The following is a 20,230-nucleotide window of genomic DNA, read 5'->3' as shown; positions in this document are numbered from 1 at the left end:
TGTTCGATCGTGATCGAGTGCGGGTGAATGTCCAGGTATGTGGCCCCATGCGTCCGGCGATCCCGCCTGATCCGGTCGGTCCCGCAGGCATTGACCTGAGCTGTTCGCTTGTGATTTGTTATGTGCGATTATGTTGGGAGGATCGGGTGGAGGACACTGGTGAAGAAGACGGTTACGACCCTGGCCGACGGCCGTGAGCTGATCTACTACGACTCCGCCGACGACACCGTCCGCGACGCCGTCGACCACCGCCCGCTGGATCCCGTCTCGACCTCGTCCGAGATCCGCCGCGACCCGCTGCTCGGCGACGCGGTCGCCATCGCCTCGCACCGCCAGACGCGCACCTACCACCCGCCCGCCGACGCCTGCCCGCTCTGCCCCACGCGGGAGGGGCGGCAGAGCGAGATCCCCGACGACCACTACGACGTCGCCGTCTTCGAGAACCGCTTCCCCTCCCTCGCCGGCGACTCGGGCCGCTGCGAGGTCGTCTGCTTCACCTCCGACCACGACGCGTCCTTCGCCGACCTCACCGAGGAACAGGCCGCCCTCGTCCTCGCCGCCTGGACCGACCGCACCACCGGCCTCGCCGCACTCGACCAGGTCACCCAGGTCTTCTGCTTCGAGAACCGCGGCGCCGAGATCGGCGTCACCCTCGGCCACCCGCACGGCCAGATCTACGGCTACCCCTTCGTCACCCCGCGCACCGAGCTGATGCTCCGCTCCGCCGCCCGCCACCGCGAGGAGACCGGCCGCAACCTCTTCGACGACGTGGTCGCCCGCGAGGAGAAGGACGGCTCGCGCGTCGTCCTCGCCACCGACCACTGGACCGCCTTCGTCCCGTACGCGGCGCACTGGCCCTACGAGGTCCACCTGTACCCCCGCCGCCGCGTCCCCGACCTGCGGGAGCTGGACGAGCGGGCGCGCACGGAGTTCCCACAGGTCTATCTGGAACTCTTGAGGCGCTTCGACCGGATCTTCGGACCCGGCGAGCCGCCGACCCCGTACATCTCCGCCTGGCACCAGGCGCCGTTCAGGGTCCCCGGACGGGAGGACTTCGCCCTGCACCTGGAGCTTTTCACCATCCGCCGGACCTCCGGCAAGCTGAAGTTCCTCGCGGGATCCGAGTCCGGCATGAGCGTGTTCATCAACGACGTGCCGCCGGAGGCCGCGGCCGAGCGACTGCGAGAGGTAGCGAGCAAGTGAGCGATTCCCCGAACGTCGGCGAGCTCCCGAAGAAGTACCTGGTCACCGGCGGCGCCGGCTACGTCGGCAGCGTCGTCGCCCAGCACCTGCTGGAGGCCGGGCACACGGTGACCGTCCTGGACGACCTCTCCACCGGCTTCCGCGCGGGCGTCCCGGCCGGCGCGGCGTTCGTCGAGGGCCGCATCCAGGACGCGGCCCGCCACCTGGACCCCTCCTACGACGGTGTCCTGCACTTCGCCGCCTTCTCCCAGGTCGGCGAGTCCGTCGTCGACCCGGAGAAGTACTGGGTCAACAACGTCGGCGGCACCACCGCCCTGCTCGCCGCGATGCGCGAGCACGGCGTGCGCACCCTCGTCTTCTCCTCCACCGCCGCCACCTACGGCGAACCGGTCTCCAGCCCCATCACCGAGACCGACCCCACCGCCCCCACCAGCCCCTACGGCGCCTCCAAACTCGCCGTCGACCACATGATCAGCGGCGAGGCCACCGCCCACGGCCTGGCCGCCGTCTCGCTGCGCTACTTCAACGTGGCCGGGGCCTACGGCCGTTGCGGCGAACGCCACACGCCCGAGTCCCACCTCATCCCGCTGGTCCTCCAAGTGGCCCTGGGGCAGCGCGAGTCGATCTCCGTGTACGGCGACGACTACCCCACCCCCGACGGCACCTGCGTCCGCGACTACATCCACGTCGCCGACCTCGCCGACGCCCACCTGCTGGCCCTTCGGGCCGCCGCCCCCGGCGAGCACCTGATCTGCAACCTCGGCAACGGCAACGGCTTCTCGGTCCGCGAGGTCATCGAGACCGTCCGTAAGGTCACCGGCCACCCCGTCCCCGAGACCGCCGCCCCCCGCCGCGGCGGCGACCCGGCCGTCCTCGTCGCCTCCGCCGCCACCGCCGTCGAACGCCTCGGCTGGCAGCCCTCCCGCGCCGACCTGGCCGGAATCATCGCCGACGCCTGGCAGTTCGCCCGCCGAGAGGACACGACCACCCCATGACCGGGACCACCGAGCCGTCCACGACCGCCGCGGACCCGTCCGGGACCGACCCCGCCGCCACCTTCGCCGAGCTGTACGGGGGCGAGCCCGACGGCATCTGGGCGGCACCCGGACGGGTGAACCTGATCGGCGAGTACACCGACTTCAACGACGGCTTCGTCATGCCGCTCGCCCTCCCGCACACCGCCGTCGCGGCCGTCTCCCGCCGCGACGACGGCGTCCTGCGCCTCTACTCCTCCGACGTCCCCGGCGGCGTCGTGTCCCTGCGCGTCGACGAACTCGCCCCGCACTCCGGCCACGGCTGGGCCGCCTACCTCGCCGGGGTGGTCTGGGCGCTGCGCGAGGCCGGGCACCCGGTCACCGGCGCGGACATCGCGCTGAGCTCCACGGTGCCCACGGGCGCCGGACTCTCCTCGTCCGCCGCCCTGGAGGTCGTCACCGCGCTGGCCCTGAACGACCTCTTCCACCTCGGCCTCACCGGACCCGGACTCGCCGTCGTCGGCCGCCGCGCCGAGAACGACTTCGTCGGCGTGCCCTGCGGGATCATGGACCAGATGGCCTCGGCCTGCTGCGCCGAGGGCCACGCCCTCCACCTGGACACCCGCGACCTCTCCCTGCGCCAGGTCCCCTTCGACCTGGCCGCCCAGGGCCTGACACTGCTGGTCGTCGACACCCGGGTCAAGCACGCGCTCGGCGACGGGGCGTACGCGGAGCGCCGGGCGGGCTGCGAGGAGGGCGCCCGGCTGCTCGGCATACCGATGCTGCGCGACCTGCGGTACGAGGACCTCGCCGCGGCCCTCACCACGCTCGCCGACGCCGGGGCGGACGAGTCCGTCGTCCGCTACGTGCGCCATGTCGTCGGCGACAACCGCCGGGTCGAGCAGGTCATCGCCCTGCTCGACGCGGGCGACGTCCGCGCGGCGGGCCCCGTCCTCAACGAGGGCCACCGCTCGCTCCGCGACGATCTGCGGGTCTCCTGCCCCGAACTGGACCTGGCCGTCGAGGCGGCGAACGGGGCCGGGGCGCTCGGTGCGCGGATGACCGGCGGGGGTTTCGGCGGCTCGGCGGTCGTCCTGGTGGAGCAGGAGTCGGCCGGCACGGTGGCCAAGGCCGTCAGCGAGGCGTTCGCGGCGGCCGGACACACGGCCCCGGGGATCTTCGACGCCATCCCGTCGGCCGGGGCGCGCCGACTGCGCTGAGCCGGCGCGGAGCCCCGCGTTCACCGCCCCTCGACCGTTCACAGCTCCTTGACCAGGATGAACTCGGTGACGCCCGGCGGGTAGTCCGCGACCCGGCCGATCTCCTCGTACCCCTGCCTGCGGTAGAAGCCGGGAGCCTGGAAGTCCCAGGTCTCCAGCCGCGACCGGGTGCAGGCGCGCTCGGTGCGGGCGGTCCGTTCGGCCTCGGCGAGCAGACGCGCGCCGAGGCCGGAGCCCCGGTGCGGCGCGTCGACCCAGAGCAGATCGACGTGCAGCCAGTACGCCCAGGTCCGCCCGGTCAGCCCGCCCACCAGCTCGCCCTGCTCATCCAAGGCCCAGACCTCCAGCGGCACTTCGTGCTCGGCTGGGGTGGAGAGCAGCGCACGCAGGCCGGCCGCGGCCGCGATGTTGTCCTCGTGCAGACGCACGCTTAGCAGAGTACGACGTTCTTTGTCCACTTCTGTCTCAAGACGGAACATGAAGCACACCCTAAACACCTTGGGCAACCAGTTCGGCGAATCGCCTTCCCCCCGTGGCCCCCGCCCGTACGCTGATGTTCAGCACCGGTGGGGGCCGGTGCCGATTCAGGGGAGCGAGAGAGCCGGGTACGGCGCCCGGGGGCGGCGTGGCAGGCGGTGCGAAGGCGGCGGCCGGAGCACAGCGGGCCGCACCGAGCCCTCCGGGCGCCGTACCCGCAGCTGTCCGTCCCCACCGATGGGGGTTCTGTGGCGCGTATCCGGGTTCTGGTGGTCGACGACCACCGCATCTTCGCCGAGTCGCTCGCGGCGGCCCTCGCGGCCGAGCCGGACGTGGACGTGTCCGCGGCGGGCAGCGGGCCGGCCGCGCTGCGGGCCCTGGAGCGCGCGGCCGCCGAGGGGCGCGATTACGACGTCCTGCTGGTGGACGCCGAGTTGGGCGCCCTGGTGACCGGCGGCGCGCACGCGGCCCCCGTGCCCCGGCAGGAGGAGGCGGGCGTCGTCGACGGCATCTCCCTGGTCGCCGGCGTCAGTTCGGGCCGGCCCGCCGTACGGTCGGTGGTGCTCGCCGAGAAGGACGACCCGCGAGCCGCCGCACGGGCGCTCCAGGCGGGGGCCTCGGGCTGGGTGGCCAAGGACTGCTCGCTGCAACGGCTGCTGGCGGTGATCCGGGGCGTGCTGCGCGACGAGACGCATCTGCCGCCCGCGCTGCTCACCGGCGTACTGCGGGAGCTGACCGCCGCCCGCAAGCACCGCACCGAGAGCGAGCGGCTGGTGGATTCGCTGACGCCCCGGGAGCGCGAGGTGCTGCGCTGCATGGTGGCGGGTCTCGGCCGCAAGGCGGTCGCCGAGCGGCTGTTCCTGTCCCCGCACACGGTGCGCACCCATATGCAGAACGTGCTGGGCAAGCTCGGGGTCCACTCGACGCTGGCGGCGGTGGCGCTGGCCCGCCGGGCGGGGGTCGGCCCGGCCGAGCCGCCGCTACGTGGGGATGTTGTCGAACGGGGCGGTCAACTGGCGCAGTAGCCCGGCCAGTTCCCCGCGCTGCTGGCGGGAGAGCTCGCCGAGGATGGCGCGCTCCTGGTCGAGCAGCCCGGCCAGCGACTGGTCGGCCTTGTCGCGTCCCTCGGTCGTGAGCCGGACGAGGACGCCGCGCCGGTCGCTCGGGTCGGGCAGCCGCTCGACGAGGTTCTTCTTGGTCAGGCGGTCGATGCGGTTGGTCATGGTGCCCGAGGTGACCAGGGTCTGGGTGAGCAGCTGCCCGGGGGAGAGCTGGTACGGGGCGCCGGCCCGGCGCAGCGACGTCAGCACGTCGAACTCCCACGGCTCCAGGTTGTGCTCGGAGAAGGCTATGCGGCGGGCCCGGTCGAGGTGGCGGGCCAGGCGGGAGACGCGGCTGAGCACCTCGAGTGGTTCCACGTCGAGGTCGGGGCGCTCTCGGCGCCATGCAGCGACCAGTCGGTCGACCTCGTCCTCCATGTCGATCAGTGTAGAGGGTCCCTCGATGTGAAGTCTCTTGAATTCAAGTGTCTTGACATCAAGAGATTATCGGCGTGATCCTGTTCCCCATGACCGCACCCGACCAGCCCTCCTGGGACCCGCAGCAGTACCTGCGCCACGCGGACCACCGCACCCGCCCCTTCCACGACCTCCTGGCCCGCGTCGGCGACCTCCCCGGCCACCCCGCACCCCGCATCGCCGACCTCGGCTGCGGCGCGGGCAACGTCACCGCCCTCCTCGCGGACCGCTGGCCGACCGCCCGGATCACCGGCTACGACACCTCGCGCGAGATGCTCGCCGAAGCCGCCGCCCACGCCCGCCCGCCCCTGCTCGACTTCGCCGAGGCCGACGCCGCGACCTGGGCGCCCACCGAGACGTACGGCCTGATCGTCTCCACCTCCGCACTCCAGTGGATCCCCGGCCACGCCGAACACTTCCCCCGCTGGCTCGACGCCCTCGCCCCCGGCGGCACCCTCGCCTTCCAGGTCCCCGGCAACTTCACCGCCCCCAGCCACACCCTCCTGGCCGCCCTCCGTGAATCCGACCGCTGGCGCCCCCTGCTCCACGGCGTCGGCGACCGCACCGCCTCGGTCCTGGACCCCGCCGACTACCTCACCCGCCTCCGCGACCTGGGCTGCACGGCGGACGTCTGGGAGACCACCTACCTCCAGACCCTCCACGGCGACGACGCGGTCCTCGACTGGGTCAAGGGCACCGCACTGCGCCCCGTCCTCACCGCCCTGGCCGACGACCCGGCGGCCCGCGACGCCTTCCTCACCGAATACCGCGACCTGCTCCGCGAGGCCTACCCGCCCGGCCCGTACGGCACGGTCTTCCCGTTCCGCCGCATCTTCGCGATCGCCCGCAAGGAGAAGCCATGACCGCACCGGTGGGCCTGGCCGCCGTCGACCACGTACAGCTCGCCGCCCCGCCCGGCTCGGAGGACGTCCTGCGCGCCTTCTACACCGGCGCCCTGGGCATGACCGAGATCCCGAAGCCCCCGGTGCTCGCCGCCCGGGGCGGCTGCTGGTTCGCCTCCGGCCCGGTCCAGCTCCACCTGGGCGTCGAGGAGGACTTCCACCCGGCGAAGAAGGCCCACCCGGGCCTGCGCGTGACGGGGATCGTGGCGTACGCGGCGCGCCTGGAGACTCATGGCGTCGCCGTCGAGTGGGACGGGGCTCTTCCCGGCCACCGCCGCTTCTACGCCCACGACCCGGTCGGCAACCGACTGGAGTTCCTGGAGCCGGACGCGTAACCCGAGCCCTCTACAGCGCTGCGAGCGCCTCCGCCGAGACGTCGATGTCCACCGGGAACGGCACACCCGTCTTCAGCCGGTCGTGATGGATCCCGGTCAGCGCGTACGCCTTCGTCACCGGGTCCAGCTCGTAGACCCGGACGACGGGGTGCTGGTCGGTCCCGGTCATCTCGACCAGCCAGAAGTGCGGGATGCCGGCCGTCGCGTACTTGTGCGGCTTGGCCTCACGGTCGCGGGCCTCGGAGTCGGGGGAGACGACCTCCACGGCGAGGAGCACGTCGGCAGCGGCGTACGACGTCTGCTCCATCCCCTTTTTGTCAGCCTCGCTGCGAACGACGGAGACGTCCGGCTCCGGCCCGTTGCGCCGGTCCAGCACCACGGTCATCTCGCGGCGGACCTTCACCTCCGGCGGTGCCGTACTGCGCAGTCCCGTCACCAGCAGATCGATCACCATGCTGTGAAACTTGCGCTGCGGACTCACGAAAACCAGGCTCCCGTCGATCAGCTCGGTGTGCGGCGGGAGATCGGGCAGCGTGAACAGATCGTCCACGGTGTATCCGTCCTGCGGGGGCACCGGCCAGCGGGAGCTGTGCGCGGTGGTCGGCTCGGCGGTCATGGTTCCTCCCATGGACGAATCCTCTGCCCTCCCGACCACCCTACGGCGGGAAATCCGCATACGTCATCACAACGGGTGACGACCTGCGGAAGGGTCACGCGGTCAGTTCTTCCGGTGCCCTATCAGCCGGGGCTTCGCCTCCAGGTTCTCCAGCCCGTGCCAGCAGAGATTCACCAGATGGGCGGCGACCTCGGCCTTCTTCGGCTTGCGCACGTCCAGCCACCACTGGCCCGTCAGCGCCACCATCCCCACCAGCGCCTGCGCGTACAGCGGGGCCAGCTTCGGATCGAAGCCCCGGGCCTTGAACTCCAGGCCCAGGATGTCCTCCACCTGTGTGGCGATGTCACTGATCAGCGACGCGAACGTGCCCGTCGACTGCGCCACCGGCGAATCCCGCACCAGGATCCGGAAACCGTCCGTGTACGACTCGATGTAGTCCAGCAGCGCGAACGCCGCCTGCTCCAGCAGCTCGCGCGGATGGCCCGCCGTGAGCGCCCCCGTCACCATGTCCAGCAACTGGCGCATCTCGCGGTCGACCACCACCGCGTACAGGCCCTCCTTGCCGCCGAAGTGCTCGTAGACCACCGGCTTGGACACCCCGGCGCGCGCCGCGATCTCCTCCACCGACGTGCCCTCGAAGCCCTTGTCGGCGAACAGGGCGCGCCCGATGTCCAGCAGCTGCTCGCGGCGCTCCTTGCCCGTCATCCGGACCCGCCGGGCCCGGCGGGAGGGGGAGGTCCTGCTCTTCTCGCTGCTCGTGCTGCCGTCGGTCGCCACGTCGTCAATCATGCCGCGTCGGCCGGAACGGACGTGCGCCGGGAGTCGATACGCGCACCATCCGGCCACCGCACATCCGTGGCCCAGCCCGCCAGCTCGAACCAGCGGATCAGCCGGGCGCTGGAGTCGATCTGCCCCTTCATCACCCCGTGGCGGGCGCTCGTCGGATCCGCGTGGTGCAGGTTGTGCCACGACTCGCCGCACGACAGCACCGCCAGCCACCACACGTTCCCCGACCGGTCACGGGACTTGAAGGGCCGCTTGCCCACCGCGTGACAGATCGAGTTGATCGACCAGGTCACATGGTGCAGCAGGGCCACCCGCACCAGCGACCCCCAGAAGAACGCCGTCGCCGCACCCCACCACGACATCGTCACCAGGCCGCCGACCAGCGGCGGAATCGCCAGCGAGACGATCGTGAAGGAGAGGAAGTGGCGCGAGATGCCCCGGATCGCCGGATCCTTGATCAGATCGGGGGCGTACTTCTGCTGCGGCGTCTGCTCCTCGTCGAACATCCACGCGATGTGCGCCCACCACAGCCCCTTCATCAGGGCCGGCAGGCTCTCCCCGAACCGCCACGGCGAATGCGGATCGCCCTCCGCGTCCGAGAACCGGTGATGCTTGCGGTGATCGGCCACCCACCGCACCAGAGGCCCCTCCACCGCCAGCGAGCCCATCACGGCCAGCGCGATCCGCAGCGGACGCTTCGCCTTGAACGAACCGTGGGTGAAATACCGGTGGAAACCGATCGTGATCCCGTGACAGCCGATGAAGTACATCGCCACCAGCAGACCGATGTCGAGCCAGCTCACCCCCCGGCCCCACGCCAGCGGCACCGCCGCCACCAGGGCCGCGAACGGCACCACGATGAACGCCAGCAGCGCGAACTGCTCGATCGACCGCTTCTTGTCACCGCCCAGCGTGCCCGGGGGCAGTGCCGCCCCGGCCGCTCCGGGAGGCTCGGTCTCGTCGATCACAGGAGGAGTGCTCGGCATGGGGGGATTACCTCTGAGGGTGAGGGAGAAGGCACGGACGGCCGTGGCTACGGTTCCGTAACCTACGGCTTGGTAAGTATGGCAGTGACGGGCCCCACAACACGAGAGGCCGCTCCAGCCCGTCCCACGCGGTAACCCGCCCGCCCATGGGGTAAGGGGATAGGGGCCCGGGTGCCCCGGGCGACGACCGCGACCCCCGCCGGGGCAGCGGACACGCCGCCTGCGACGACACCTATCCTGAGAGGGTCGGACAGCGCGGTCCGCACCCGCTCGTCGGGGCGTGGCGACAGCACCGCTGCCAGCCGCAGGTCCCCGGAATCCGCCACCCGTCCCACCACCACCCACGTGGGAACGGCGAAGCGAACGCACCTCCTCATTCACTGCAAGGAGCCGCACACTGTGAGCAGTGCCGACCAGACCTCTGCCGCCAGCCCCGCGCTGCGCGCCGACATCCGCCGCCTCGGCGACCTCCTCGGCGAGACCCTCGTACGCCAGGAGGGACAGGAGCTCCTCGACCTCGTCGAGCGGGTCCGCGCCCTGACCCGCACCGACGGCGAAGCCGCCGCCGAACTCCTCGGCGACACGGACCTGGAGACGGCGGCACAGCTCGTGCGCGCCTTCTCCACCTACTTCCACCTCGCCAACGTCACCGAGCAGGTCCACCGCGCCCACGAGATGCGCGACCGCCGCGCGGCCGAGGGCGGCCTGCTGGCCCGCACCGCCGACCGGCTCAAGGACGCCGACCCCGAGCACCTCCGCGAGACGGTCAGGAACCTCAACGTCCGCCCCGTCTTCACCGCACACCCCACCGAGGCCGCCCGCCGCTCGGTCCTCAACAAGCTCCGCCGCATCGGGGCCCTCCTGGAGACCCCGGCCATCGAGGCCGACCGCCGCCGCCTGGACCTCCGGCTCGCCGAGAACATCGACCTCATCTGGCAGACCGACGAACTCCGCGTCGTCCGCCCGGAGCCCGCCGACGAGGCCCGCAACGCCATCTACTACCTCGACGAACTCCACGCGGGCGCCGTCGGCGACGTCCTGGAGGACCTCGCCGCCGAGCTGGACCGCGTCGGCGTCGAACTGCCCGCCGGCACCCGCCCCCTCACCTTCGGCACCTGGATCGGCGGCGACCGCGACGGCAACCCCAACGTGACGCCGTCCGTCACCTGGGACGTCCTGATCCTCCAGCACGAGCACGGCATCACCGACGCCCTGGAGATGATCGACCACCTCCGCGGCCTCCTCTCCAACTCCATCCGCTACGCCGGAGCCACCGAGGAACTGCTCACCTCCCTCCAGGCCGACCTGGAACGCCTCCCCGGCATCAGCCCCCGCTACAAGCGGCTGAACGCCGAGGAGCCCTACCGCCTCAAGGCCACCTGCATCCGGCAGAAGCTCGTCAACACCCGCGAGCGCCTCGCCGAAGGCACCCCCCACCGCCCCGGCTGCGACTACCTCGGCACCGCCGAGCTCCTCGCCGACCTGGAGCTCATCCAGACCTCCCTGCGCGCGCACAAGGGCGGCCTCTTCGCCGACGGCCGGATGGACCGCACCATCCGCACCCTCGGCGCGTTCGGCCTCCAGCTCGCCACCATGGACGTACGCGAACACGCCGACGCCCACCACCACGCCCTCGGCCAGCTCTTCGACCGGCTCGGCGAGGAGTCCTGGCGCTACGCCGACATGCCCCGCGACTACCGGCAGAAGCTCCTCGCCAAGGAACTGCGCTCCCGCCGGCCGCTGGCCCCCACCCCGGCCCCGCTCGACGCGGCCGGCGAGAAGACCCTCGGCGTCTTCCACACCATCAAGCAGGCCTTCGAACGCTTCGGCCCCGAGGTCATCGAGTCCTACATCATCTCGATGTGCCAGGGCGCCGACGACGTCTTCGCCGCCGCCGTCCTCGCCCGCGAGGCCGGACTCCTCGACCTCCACGCCGGCTGGGCCAAGATCGGTATCGTCCCGCTCCTGGAGACCACCGACGAGCTCAAGGCCGCCGACGTCATCCTCGACGAGATGCTCGCCGACCCCTCCTACCGACGCCTCGTCTCCCTGCGCGGCGACGTCCAGGAGGTCATGCTCGGCTACAGCGACTCCTCCAAGTTCGGCGGCATCACCACCTCCCAGTGGGAGATCCACCGCGCCCAGCGACGCCTCCGCGACGTCGCCCACCGCTACGGCGTACGCCTGCGCCTCTTCCACGGCCGCGGCGGCACCGTCGGCCGGGGCGGCGGCCCCTCCCACGACGCCATCCTCGCCCAGCCCTGGGGCACCCTGGAGGGCGAGATCAAGGTGACCGAGCAGGGCGAGGTCATCTCCGACAAGTACCTCATCCCCGCCCTCGCCCGCGAGAACCTGGAACTGACCGTCGCGGCCACCCTCCAGGCCTCCGCCCTGCACACCGCGCCCCGCCAGTCCGACGAGGCCCTCGCCCGCTGGGACGCGGCCATGGACACCGTCTCCGACGCGGCCCACAACGCCTACCGCAAGCTGGTCGAGGACCCGGACCTCCCCGCGTACTTCCTCGCCTCCACCCCGGTGGACCAGCTCGCCGACCTGCACCTGGGCTCACGGCCCTCCCGTCGCCCCGGCTCCGGCGTCTCGCTCGACGGCCTCCGGGCCATCCCGTGGGTCTTCGGCTGGACCCAGTCCCGCCAGATCGTCCCCGGCTGGTTCGGCGTCGGCTCCGGCCTCAAGGCCCTGCGCGAAGCCGGACTCGACACCGTCCTCGACGAGATGCACGAGCACTGGCACTTCTTCCGCAACTTCCTCTCCAACGTGGAGATGACGCTCGCCAAGACCGACCTGCGCATCGCCCGGCACTACGTCGACACACTCGTCCCCGACGAGCTGAAGCACGTCTTCGACGCCATCGAGGCCGAGCACGCGCTGACCGTACGGGAAGTCCTCAAGGTCACCGGCTCCACCGAACTGCTCGGCACCAGCCCGGTGCTCCAGCAGACCTTCGCCATCCGCGACGCCTACCTGGACCCGATCTCCTACCTCCAGGTCTCCCTGCTCGCCCGCCAGCGCCAGGCGGCGGAGCGCGGCGAGGAAGCCGACCCGCTGCTCGCCCGCGCCCTGCTGCTCACCGTCAACGGCGTAGCGGCAGGACTCCGCAACACCGGCTGACCGTACGGACGGCACACCGGCCGGCCACACGCACGCCGGAAAGGGGCGGTCCTGCTACAGCGCGACGAACGTCGCCACCAGCAGGGCCGCCCCCGCCGTACCGACACCCCACGCCGTCCGCGACATCCGCAGCCCGCCGCCGATCACGAACGCGGCCAGCACCATCGCCCCGCCCAGCGGCACCCACGCGTGCAGCAGGCCCGGCAACCCCGTGCGGACCACCGCATCGGTGCCGGGCTTCACCACGACAGGGAAACGATCCCCCTCCCGCGCCGCGACGGACCGGTCCACGCTCACCCGCGGGCGCTCCCGCGACACCGCGTCCGGCTCGTACGCACCGGTGCACGTCTTCTCGCCGCACCCCGTCACCGTCACGGTGCCGTGATCACGGCCCTTGGCCAGAACGATGTGGTGCGCGGTGTTCCACGACGACCACGCACCCGCGACCAGCAGCACCAGGACGACCAGTCCCATGGCCGCCCTACGGCCCGCGAGCGCCGCACGGTGGGAAGAGCTCCGTTTCATGGGGGCCGATCCTTGGCCAGACCCGCACCCCTGGTCAACCTGTGGCCGAAAAACATCCCACCAGGGAAGGGAATGTCAGGAGTTGTACGCGCTCTGCGCCCGCTCCAGCCCCTCCGCCAGCAGACACTCCACCGCGTCCGCCGACCGGTCCACCAGGAACTCCAGCTCCTTGCGCTCGGTCGACGAGAAGTCCTTCAGCACGAAATCGGCGACCTGCATCCGCCCCGGCGGCCGCCCGATCCCGAACCGCACCCGGTGGTAGTCCGGACCCATCGCCTTCGTCATCGACTTCAGCCCGTTGTGCCCGTTGTCGCCGCCGCCCAGCTTCAGCCGCAGCATGCCGTAGTCCACGTCCAGCTCGTCATGGACCGCCACGACCTGATCCGTCGGCACCTTGTAGAAGTCCCGCAGCGCCGTCACCGGCCCGCCCGACAGATTCATGTACGACATCGGCTTCACCAGGATCACCCGACGGCTCGCCGGACCCGGCGGGCCCATCCGACCCTCCACGACCTGCGCCTGCGCCTTCTGCGCCCGCTTGAACTTCCCGCCGATCCGCGTCGCCAGCAGATCAGCGACCATGAACCCGACGTTGTGCCGGTTCGCCGCGTAGTCGGGACCCGGATTGCCCAGGCCCACGATGAGCCAGGGTTCGGTGGAGTCGGACATCGGCGCTCGGTCTCCTCGCACGCAGGGGGATGGCAGGGCCAGCAGGGGTGGCACGCAGGGCAGGGGTGGCAGGCGAACGGGGCGGCGGCTCCCGGAAGGGAACCACCACCCCGTCAGTCAAGCAGGTGGAGCGGTGAGCGGTACGGCTCAGGCCTCGGAGGCGGTCTCGCCGGCCTCGTCCGCGGACGGCTCCTCGGCCTGCGCGGCGACGACCTGGATCACGATGGCGTCCTCGTCACCGGCGAGCACGGAGCCCTTCGGCAGCTTGATGTCCTTGGCCTGGATCGAGTCACCGGCGTCCAGACCCGCGACGGAGACCGTCACGGACTCGGGGATGTGGGTGGCCTCGGCCTCGACGAGGAGCGTGTTCAGCACGAACTCGAGCAGGTTGGCGCCCGGCGCCAGGTCGCCCTCGGCGTGCACCGCGATCTCGACCTCGACCTTCTCGCCGCGCTTCACGGTCAGCAGGTCGACGTGCTCGATGGTGCTGCGGAGGGGGTGACGCTGCACGGCCTTGGGGATGACCAGCGCGTCCTTGCCGTCGATCTCCAGACCGATCAGGACGTTGGCCGTACGCAGCGCCAGCTGAAGCGCGTGGCCCGGCAGCGTGACGTGGACCGGCTCGGCGCCGTGGCCGTAGACGACCGCGGGAACACGGTTGGCGCGACGCACGCGGCGGGCGGCGCCCTTGCCGAACTCGGTACGGACCTCGGTGGCGAGCTTGATCTCAGCCATGGTTGCACTCCTCGTCAGGTGGGTGAGCCGTCGGGAGACGGAACACGAACGGTCACCCGGCCCACGACAGGCCTGCTACGAAGAGCGCGTCGATAACGGACCGCCGTACACACAGGTACGGCCTCCCTCGCCGAGCAACTCGCTGAGTCTACCCGGCGGGGAGGCCGCACCCCAAAGTGGATCACCCGAGGATGATCGTCACTGCTGTCAGCCCTGCTCCTCGAAGAGGCTCGTCACCGAACCGTCCTCGAACACCTCACGCACCGCACGCGCGATCGTCGGCGCGATCGAGAGGACCGTGATCTTGTCCAGCTCCAGCTCACCCGGGGTCGGCAGCGTGTCCGTGAACACGAACTCGCTCACCTTCGAGTTCTTCAGACGGTCCGCAGCCGGACCCGACAGCACCCCGTGCGTCGCCGTCACGATGACGTCCTCCGCACCGTGCGCGAACAGCGCGTCCGCGGCGGCGCAGATCGTGCCACCGGTGTCGATCATGTCGTCGACCAGCACACAGACCCGGCCCTCGACGTTGCCCACGACCTCGTGGACCGAGACCTGGTTCGGCACGTCCTTGTCGCGACGCTTGTGCACGATCGCCAGCGGCGCGTCCAGCCGGTCGCACCAGCGGTCGGCGACCCGTACCCGGCCCGCGTCCGGCGACACGATCGTCAGCTTGGAACGGTCGACCTTCGCGCCCACGTAGTCCGCCAGGATCGGCAGCGCGAACAGGTGGTCCACCGGGCCGTCGAAGAAGCCCTGGATCTGGTCCGTGTGCAGATCGACGGTGAGGATGCGGTCCGCACCCGCCGTCGCCATCAGATCCGCCACCATGCGCGCCGAGATCGGCTCGCGGCCGCGGTGCTTCTTGTCCTGGCGGGCATAGCCGTAGAACGGCACGATCACCGTGATGGAGCGGGCGGAAGCGCGCTTCAGCGCGTCCAGCATGATCAACTGCTCCATGATCCACTTGTTGATCGGAGCCGTGTGGCTCTGGATCAGGAAGCAGTCCGCGCCACGTGCCGACTCCTGGAAGCGCACATAGATCTCACCGTTGGCGAAATCGAAGGCCTTCGTCGGCACGAGACCGACTCCCAGCTGATGGGCGACCTCCTCGGCAAGCTCGGGGTGGGCGCGGCCGGAGAAGAGCATCAGTTTCTTCTCGCCGGTCGTCTTGATCCCGGTCACAGCACAGTCTCCTCAGACGTGTATCTGGCGCTGCACGCATAGGTCCCGATGTGCAACGAGCCAGCCGAAATGGGTGAGCATCTATCACGGTACGCCGTCACCGGCGCACCTGTTTCCGGTCAGCTTTGCCCGTCGGTCTCCTGCGACGACGCCTGAGCGGCCTGCGCGGCGGCGCTGCCCGGCCGCTTCCGGGCGACCCAACCCTCGATATTCCGCTGCTGGCCCCGCGCCACGGCCAGCGAACCGGCGGGCACGTCCTTGGTGATGACCGACCCGGCGGCGGTGTAGACCCCGTCCCCGACCGTGACGGGCGCCACAAACATATTGTCCGAACCGGTACGGCAGTGGGAGCCGATCGTCGTGTGGTGCTTGGCGACGCCGTCGTAGTTCACGAAGACGCTCGCCGCACCGATGTTGGTGTGGTCGCCGATCGTCGCGTCACCGACGTAGCTCAGATGCGGGACCTTGGTCCCTTCCCCGATCGTCGCGTTCTTCATCTCCACGTACGTACCGGCCTTGGCCTTCGTCCCCAGCCGCGTGCCCGGCCGCAGATAGGCGTACGGGCCGACCAGCGCACCCGCCCCGATCTCCGCCGAGAGCGTCACGGAGTTGTCCACCCGGGCCCCGGCCCCGACGACGGTGCTCTCGATCCGCGAGTTCGGCCCCACCTCGCTGTCCTCCGCGAGGTGCGTGGTCCCCAGCAGCTGGGTCCCCGGGTGCACGACCGCGTCCCGCTCGTACGTCACCGTCGCGTCGATCAGCGTGGACGACGGGTCCACCACGGTCACGCCCGCGAGCATCGCCCGCTCCAGCAGCCGCTCGTTCAGCAGCCGGCGCGCCTCGGCCAGCTGGAGCCGGTTGTTGATGCCGAGGATCTCGCGGTGGTCGCCCGCCACGGACGCCCCGACCCGGTGCCCGGCCTCACGCAGGATGGACAGCACGTCGGTGAGGTACTCCTCGCCCTGGCTGTTGTCGGTGCGCACCTTGCCCAGCGCGTCGCCCAACAGCCGCCCGTCGAACGCGAACACCCCGGAGTTGATCTCCCGGATCGCCCGCTGCTCGTCGGTGGCGTCCTTGTGCTCGACGATCTCGGTGACCGCACCGGTGGCGGGGTCGCGCACGATGCGCCCGTAACCGGTGGAGTCGGGGACCTCGGCGCTCAGGACGGTGACCGCGTTGGCGTCGGCGGCGTGGGTGGCGGCGAGCGCGCCGAGCGTCTCGCCGGACAGCAGGGGGGTGTCGCCGCAGACGACGATCACGGTGCCCTCGACGCTCCCGCCCAGCTCCTCGAGGCCCATGCGGACGGCGTGCCCGGTCCCGTTCTGCTCGGCCTGGAAGGCGGTGCGCACGGGGGTGCCGGCGTTCAGGTGCGCGGTGACCTGCTCGCCGGCATGGCCGACGACCACGACGAGGTGCTGGGGGGCGAGCTCACGGGCGGCGGCGACGACATGTCCGACGAGCGAGCGCCCGGAGATCTCGTGCAGGACCTTGGGTGTCTTCGACTTCATGCGGGTGCCCTCACCCGCTGCGAGGACGACGACGGCTGCCGGGCTGGTTGCGCTCACGGATGTGCCCTTCGGCTTCGGGTGGTGGTCATCCGCAGGATACCGGGGGTGTTTCCGGTGGAAACGGGGGCGGGCCCCGACCGGTGTGGTCGGGGCCCGCGCGTCGAAGCTCCCCCACCAGGATTTGAACCTGGACATACGAGACCAAAACTCGCAGTGCTGCCTGATTACACCATGGGGGATCAATTCCGACTAAACCGGACATCGTGTCGGTTCGCCGGATCGGCACCCAACACTATGCCGTACCAAGCACCTTCTACGCGACGATAGAGCTCGGCACTCTTGGTCACGTAGATGACGAGGCAGCCGCGGTAGGCCTCGCCGGTGTTCTTGCGGTTGGTCTTCGGGGTGTGCTTCTTGAGTGTTGCCTTCATGAACTCGCTGTGAGGTACCCCTGTGAGCTCCGACCAGAAGCTCTCTGCCTCCGCCACATCTGCGGTCTCGTGAATGCTGACGCGAACGTGCAGGCGTTCGCGTGCGACGCCGAGCAGGTCGAGCCAGCGCAGGTAGAGCTTGATCACGTTTGGGTCGCTGTTGATGAAGAGCAGGCTCTCCCGGCGGCTGTACGGCTTGTCCTTCATGCCCTCGGCCCAGTAGAGAGTGACTCCGGCGATAAACAGTTCCCGGTCGGAGAGGTCGCCCACCGACTCGCGCGCGACGCGCTTCGTTTCCTGTCGCTCCTGGTCCTGGCTTGTGCGCAGAGCAGTCAGGCCGGCCTGCATGCGGGCAAGACGTTCCTCTTCCGTGAAGCGTGGTTTCGGCTTCGGCAGGTCCCGCACCCACAGCGAGATCGAACTCTTCGAGCACCCCAGCTCGACCTGGATCTGGTCGTAGGTCAGACCTTGGAGCCGTAGCTCCCGGGCCCTCTCTCGGACGTCGTCCTTGGCGTTCGGGCGCTTCGTCCACTCGGGGGCGGGTTCGCCCTGGAGGAGGCGGTGGAGCATGTCGTTGTTGAAGACCTTCAGCCGGTCCCTGATCTGGCGCACGCTGAGCCCCTCCCGGCGCAGCGCCACCGCCTGCTCGCGCAGGCCCTCGAAGTCTGCGCACGTGCCTGTGGTCTCCGTCATACGGTGATCGTCATCCGGAATGCGTACGTCCGGGTCGAAAGTGCGGTCGATTCGCCATTTCAGGCGATCGGCGTGTGTTTCGTGCTTGTTCGAAGGCGGAACGTGCTGTTGCCGGTCACCCGAAAAGGAGATGCGTCCGCCCGTAGGCTGGATGCCATGACCGCAACGGGGGCAGACCGGGAAGCGGCGGGATCGACCACCCGCGGCTACTGGTGGTGGGAGCGGCGACGCAGTGTCGCCCTGGACGTGGGACTGGCGCTGGTATCGGCGCTGGAGTGTGGCCTGGAGGGGGTGGAGTTCGCCCGGAACACCGGGATGCCGGTGCCGGTGGGTGTGGTGTTCGGGCTGCTGGCGGGTTCGGTGCTGCTGGTGCGTCGGCGGTGGCCGATCGTCGTGGTGCTCGTGACGATCGCGATGACGCCCGCCGAGATGGGCTTCCTGATGGCCCTCGTGGGCCTCTACACCCTGGCCGCGTCCGAGGTGCCGCGCCGGATCACCGTCGTGCTGGCGGGGATGGCGCTGGTGGGGACGTTCATCGTCACCTGGGTGCGGCTGCGGCAGAGCGTGGCGGAGCAGGCCGACTTCGGGCCGGGGGACTGGTACGTCCCGCTGATGTCCGTCTTCATGGCGGTGGGGCTCACGGCCCCGTCCGTGCTGCTCGGCCTCTACATAGGGGCCAGGCGCCGTCTGATGGAGAGCCTGCGGGAGCGGGCCGATTCGCTGGAGCGGGAGCTGTCGCTGCTCGCGGACCGGGCCGAGGAGCGGGCCGAGTGGGCGCGTACGGAGGAGCGGACCCGGATCGCCCGGGAGATGCACGACGTGGTCGCCCACCGGGTGAGCCTGATGGTGGTCCACGCCGCCGCCCTCCAGGCCGTCGCGCCGAAGGATCCGGCGAAGGCCGTGCGCAACGCGGCGCTGGTCGGGGACATGGGCCGGCAGGCGCTGACGGAGCTGCGCGAGATGCTCGGGGTGCTGCGCACCGGGGACGCGTTGACCGCGCCCGCGGCCGCGGGCGGGGTTCCGCTGGCGTCGGTGAGGCAGGCGGCCGTCGCGGCCGCCGCCGTCGCGTCCGAGGACGGGCCCCGGCTGCATGAGCTGGAGGCGTTGGTGGCGCAGTCGCGGCAGGCGGGGATGGTCGTGGAGCTGTCGGTGGACGGTGAGCTGCGGCCCTATCCGCCGGAGGTCGAGCAGACGGCGTACCGGGTGGTGCAGGAGGCGCTGACGAACGTGCACAAGCATGCTGCGGGCGCGAAGACGTGGGTGCGGCTCGCGCATCGGGAGGCCGAGGTCGCGATGCAGGTGGAGAACGGTCCTTCGGACGCGGCGGCGGCGGACGCGGGGCTGCCGAGCGGGGGGAACGGGCTGGTGGGGATGCGGGAGCGGGTGCTGGGGCTGGGGGGCGTGTTCGTGTCCGGTCCGACGGACGCGGGGGGCTTCCGGGTTTCGGCGGTGCTTCCGGATGGCTCGCGCGGCGCCTGAAACGGATGATTTCGGGCGGCACCTTCAGTCGGTCCGGGCCGCCCCTTTCAACCGGCCCGACGTGGGCCGCCCACTCCAGCCCGTCCGGCGTGGGCCGCTCACTCCAGCCCGTCCGGCGTTTGAGGACGGAACCCTGGCGGTGGGGAGCGGCGACCCCTCCGGGGCCGGTAAGCAAGGGTGCCCGTTCGTCCCGAGCGACGGTTCCGTCCTCAAACGCCGGACGGGCTGGAAAATGGCCGGCGTCGTCCTCGCGCGCCGGGCGGGCCGGAAATGGCCGGGGTCGTCCCCGCGCGCCGGACGGACTGGGTGTGGCCCGGGCCGTCCCCGCACGCCGGGCGGGCCGGGGAACGGCCCGGGTCAGGCTGAGGTCAGGCGGGCCGGTTGGGCGCCGGTGACCAGGGTGGCCAGGGCCTCGTCGATGTCCTGGCCCAGGAACCAGTCACCCGTGTGGTCGATGCTGTACACCCGGCCCTCCGCGTCGATCGCCAGGACCGCCTGCTCCTCGCCCTCCGCCCCGAGCGGGCTGACCTCCGTCTCCAGGGCGCGGCCGAGGTCCCCGAGCGTCCGCGCCAGGTGGAGGCCGCTCAGCGGGTCGATGCGCACGGCGGCGGGCGCGATCTGCCGGCCGGGCGCGGACGCGGTGATGTGGAGGCCGCCGAACTCCGCCCAGGCCTCGACCGCGGCCGGGAAGACCGCGTGCTGGTGGCCGGCCGGGGACGCGTGGGAGCGCAGTGCGTCGGCCCATTCCTCGGCCTGGCGGATGTCCCAGCGCCCGGGCTGCCAGCCCGCTTCGCGCAGGGCGGCGTCGACGGCGACGGGGAAGCGGGTGGAGGAGTGCTGCTGGCGGTCGTGCATCGCTG

General features: G+C 71.0%; 20 protein-coding genes. 8 read left to right on the top strand and 12 right to left on the bottom strand.

The window, feature by feature from the left end; all coding sequences use genetic code 11:
* Positions 1-159: 159 nt before the first annotated feature.
* The 3 genes from galT to galK are packed head-to-tail and all read left to right on the top strand — an operon-like array spanning position 160 to position 3,397.
* Positions 160-1,203 carry a galactose-1-phosphate uridylyltransferase gene (gene galT / locus OG245_RS14415; protein WP_371623915.1) on the top strand — a complete coding sequence of 348 codons (1,044 nt, stop codon included), beginning with the start codon at positions 160-162 and terminating at the stop codon, positions 1,201-1,203.
* Entirely contained in the window at positions 1,200-2,198 is a 999-nt protein-coding gene (gene galE / locus OG245_RS14410; RefSeq protein WP_371623914.1) for a UDP-glucose 4-epimerase GalE, read from the top strand. Before galT ends, galE begins: the two co-directional genes overlap by 4 nt.
* The gene (galK, locus tag OG245_RS14405; protein ID WP_371623913.1) at positions 2,195-3,397 is read left to right on the top strand and encodes a galactokinase; all 1,203 of its coding nucleotides are present in this window, start codon (positions 2,195-2,197) and stop codon (positions 3,395-3,397) included. The genes galE and galK overlap by 4 nt, the downstream gene beginning before the upstream one ends.
* A 38-nt stretch (positions 3,398-3,435) precedes the next feature.
* On the opposite strand, the gene OG245_RS14400 is transcribed toward galK, so the two are convergent.
* Positions 3,436-3,876, bottom strand: coding sequence for a GNAT family N-acetyltransferase (locus tag OG245_RS14400; protein WP_371623912.1), 441 nt, complete (start codon positions 3,874-3,876; stop codon positions 3,436-3,438).
* 246 nt (positions 3,877-4,122) lie between these two features.
* Between OG245_RS14400 and OG245_RS14395 the strand changes: the two genes are divergently transcribed.
* Positions 4,123-4,899, top strand: coding sequence for a LuxR C-terminal-related transcriptional regulator (locus tag OG245_RS14395; RefSeq protein ID WP_371623911.1), 777 nt, complete (start codon positions 4,123-4,125; stop codon positions 4,897-4,899).
* Here OG245_RS14395 and OG245_RS14390 read toward each other — a convergent pair.
* Complete coding sequence (locus tag OG245_RS14390; RefSeq protein WP_371623910.1) at positions 4,855-5,352, bottom strand: MarR family winged helix-turn-helix transcriptional regulator; 498 nt, start codon at positions 5,350-5,352, stop codon at positions 4,855-4,857. The genes OG245_RS14395 and OG245_RS14390 overlap by 45 nt on opposite strands.
* 89 nt (positions 5,353-5,441) lie before the next feature.
* Between OG245_RS14390 and OG245_RS14385 the strand changes: the two genes are divergently transcribed.
* Together OG245_RS14385 and OG245_RS14380 are read left to right on the top strand one after the other, a co-directional pair.
* On the top strand, positions 5,442-6,254 hold the full coding sequence (locus OG245_RS14385) for a trans-aconitate 2-methyltransferase (RefSeq protein ID WP_371623909.1): 813 nt from the start codon (positions 5,442-5,444) through the stop codon (positions 6,252-6,254).
* Complete coding sequence (locus tag OG245_RS14380) at positions 6,251-6,628, top strand: glyoxalase (protein ID WP_371623908.1); 378 nt, start codon at positions 6,251-6,253, stop codon at positions 6,626-6,628. The genes OG245_RS14385 and OG245_RS14380 overlap by 4 nt, the downstream gene beginning before the upstream one ends.
* A 10-nt stretch (positions 6,629-6,638) precedes the next feature.
* Here OG245_RS14380 and OG245_RS14375 read toward each other — a convergent pair whose 3' ends face one another.
* The 3 genes from OG245_RS14375 to OG245_RS14365 form a co-directional block, all read right to left on the bottom strand.
* Positions 6,639-7,244 (bottom strand): Uma2 family endonuclease, encoded by a 606-nt coding sequence (locus tag OG245_RS14375; protein ID WP_371627886.1) that lies wholly within the window; start codon positions 7,242-7,244, stop codon positions 6,639-6,641.
* A 102-nt stretch (positions 7,245-7,346) separates the two neighbouring features.
* Entirely contained in the window at positions 7,347-8,033 is a 687-nt protein-coding gene (locus OG245_RS14370) for a TetR/AcrR family transcriptional regulator (RefSeq protein ID WP_097869750.1), read from the bottom strand.
* Positions 8,030-9,016: an acyl-CoA desaturase gene (locus OG245_RS14365; RefSeq protein WP_371623907.1), complete on the bottom strand. Its 987-nt coding sequence runs from the start codon at positions 9,014-9,016 to the stop codon at positions 8,030-8,032. Before OG245_RS14365 ends, OG245_RS14370 begins: the two co-directional genes overlap by 4 nt.
* Before the next feature lie 399 nt (positions 9,017-9,415).
* Between OG245_RS14365 and ppc the strand changes: the two genes are divergently transcribed.
* On the top strand, positions 9,416-12,145 hold the full coding sequence (ppc, locus tag OG245_RS14360) for a phosphoenolpyruvate carboxylase (protein ID WP_371623906.1): 2,730 nt from the start codon (positions 9,416-9,418) through the stop codon (positions 12,143-12,145).
* Between the two features lie 54 nt (positions 12,146-12,199).
* Here ppc and OG245_RS14355 read toward each other — a convergent pair whose 3' ends face one another.
* The 6 genes from OG245_RS14355 to OG245_RS14330 form a co-directional block, all read right to left on the bottom strand.
* A complete protein-coding gene (locus OG245_RS14355) occupies positions 12,200-12,670 on the bottom strand; it encodes a hypothetical protein (protein ID WP_371623905.1) in 471 nt (156 codons plus the stop codon).
* 75 nt (positions 12,671-12,745) lie between these two features.
* Positions 12,746-13,339, bottom strand: a complete 594-nt coding sequence (gene pth / locus OG245_RS14350; RefSeq protein WP_371623904.1) for an aminoacyl-tRNA hydrolase — start codon at positions 13,337-13,339, stop codon at positions 12,746-12,748.
* A gap of 147 nt (positions 13,340-13,486) precedes the next feature.
* Entirely contained in the window at positions 13,487-14,074 is a 588-nt protein-coding gene (locus tag OG245_RS14345) for a 50S ribosomal protein L25/general stress protein Ctc (protein WP_371623903.1), read from the bottom strand.
* Positions 14,075-14,281: 207 nt separating this feature from the next.
* Positions 14,282-15,259, bottom strand: coding sequence for a ribose-phosphate diphosphokinase (locus OG245_RS14340; protein ID WP_015609053.1), 978 nt, complete (start codon positions 15,257-15,259; stop codon positions 14,282-14,284).
* 119 nt (positions 15,260-15,378) lie between these two features.
* A complete protein-coding gene (gene glmU, locus OG245_RS14335) occupies positions 15,379-16,824 on the bottom strand; it encodes a bifunctional UDP-N-acetylglucosamine diphosphorylase/glucosamine-1-phosphate N-acetyltransferase GlmU (RefSeq protein ID WP_371623902.1) in 1,446 nt (481 codons plus the stop codon).
* A 182-nt stretch (positions 16,825-17,006) separates the two neighbouring features.
* Entirely contained in the window at positions 17,007-17,891 is an 885-nt protein-coding gene (locus tag OG245_RS14330) for a hypothetical protein (RefSeq protein WP_371623901.1), read from the bottom strand.
* 156 nt (positions 17,892-18,047) lie between these two features.
* Between OG245_RS14330 and OG245_RS14325 the strand changes: the two genes are divergently transcribed.
* Positions 18,048-19,370, top strand: a complete 1,323-nt coding sequence (locus OG245_RS14325; protein ID WP_371623900.1) for a sensor histidine kinase — start codon at positions 18,048-18,050, stop codon at positions 19,368-19,370.
* Between the two features lie 357 nt (positions 19,371-19,727).
* On the opposite strand, the gene OG245_RS14320 is transcribed toward OG245_RS14325, so the two are convergent.
* Positions 19,728-20,225 (bottom strand): SUKH-3 domain-containing protein, encoded by a 498-nt coding sequence (locus OG245_RS14320; RefSeq protein ID WP_371623899.1) that lies wholly within the window; start codon positions 20,223-20,225, stop codon positions 19,728-19,730.
* Between the last annotated feature and the right edge of the window lie 5 nt (positions 20,226-20,230).

This window comes from Streptomyces sp. NBC_01116, assembly GCF_041435495.1.
Taxonomy (GTDB): domain Bacteria; phylum Actinomycetota; class Actinomycetes; order Streptomycetales; family Streptomycetaceae; genus Streptomyces.
The sequence above is the reverse complement of the archived record's forward strand: the minus strand, read 5'-3'. Positions and strand labels throughout refer to the sequence as shown.

Bases quoted from the DNA above. Each gene is read 5' to 3' on its own strand.
- galK (WP_371623913.1), top strand. From the start codon at position 2,195: ATGACCGGGACCACCGAGCCGTCCACGACCGCCGCGGACCCGTCCGGG.
- OG245_RS14400 (WP_371623912.1), bottom strand. From the start codon at position 3,876: ATGTTCCGTCTTGAGACAGAAGTGGACAAAGAACGTCGTACTCTGCTA.
- OG245_RS14390 (WP_371623910.1), bottom strand. From the start codon at position 5,352: ATGGAGGACGAGGTCGACCGACTGGTCGCTGCATGGCGCCGAGAGCGC.
- OG245_RS14385 (WP_371623909.1), top strand. From the start codon at position 5,442: ATGACCGCACCCGACCAGCCCTCCTGGGACCCGCAGCAGTACCTGCGC.
- OG245_RS14380 (WP_371623908.1), top strand. From the start codon at position 6,251: ATGACCGCACCGGTGGGCCTGGCCGCCGTCGACCACGTACAGCTCGCC.
- OG245_RS14375 (WP_371627886.1), bottom strand. From the start codon at position 7,244: ATGACCGCCGAGCCGACCACCGCGCACAGCTCCCGCTGGCCGGTGCCC.
- OG245_RS14370 (WP_097869750.1), bottom strand. From the start codon at position 8,033: ATGATTGACGACGTGGCGACCGACGGCAGCACGAGCAGCGAGAAGAGC.
- OG245_RS14365 (WP_371623907.1), bottom strand. From the start codon at position 9,016: ATGCCGAGCACTCCTCCTGTGATCGACGAGACCGAGCCTCCCGGAGCG.
- OG245_RS14355 (WP_371623905.1), bottom strand. From the start codon at position 12,670: ATGAAACGGAGCTCTTCCCACCGTGCGGCGCTCGCGGGCCGTAGGGCG.
- pth (WP_371623904.1), bottom strand. From the start codon at position 13,339: ATGTCCGACTCCACCGAACCCTGGCTCATCGTGGGCCTGGGCAATCCG.
- OG245_RS14345 (WP_371623903.1), bottom strand. From the start codon at position 14,074: ATGGCTGAGATCAAGCTCGCCACCGAGGTCCGTACCGAGTTCGGCAAG.
- OG245_RS14330 (WP_371623901.1), bottom strand. From the start codon at position 17,891: ATGACGGAGACCACAGGCACGTGCGCAGACTTCGAGGGCCTGCGCGAG.
- OG245_RS14325 (WP_371623900.1), top strand. From the start codon at position 18,048: ATGACCGCAACGGGGGCAGACCGGGAAGCGGCGGGATCGACCACCCGC.
- OG245_RS14320 (WP_371623899.1), bottom strand. From the start codon at position 20,225: ATGCACGACCGCCAGCAGCACTCCTCCACCCGCTTCCCCGTCGCCGTC.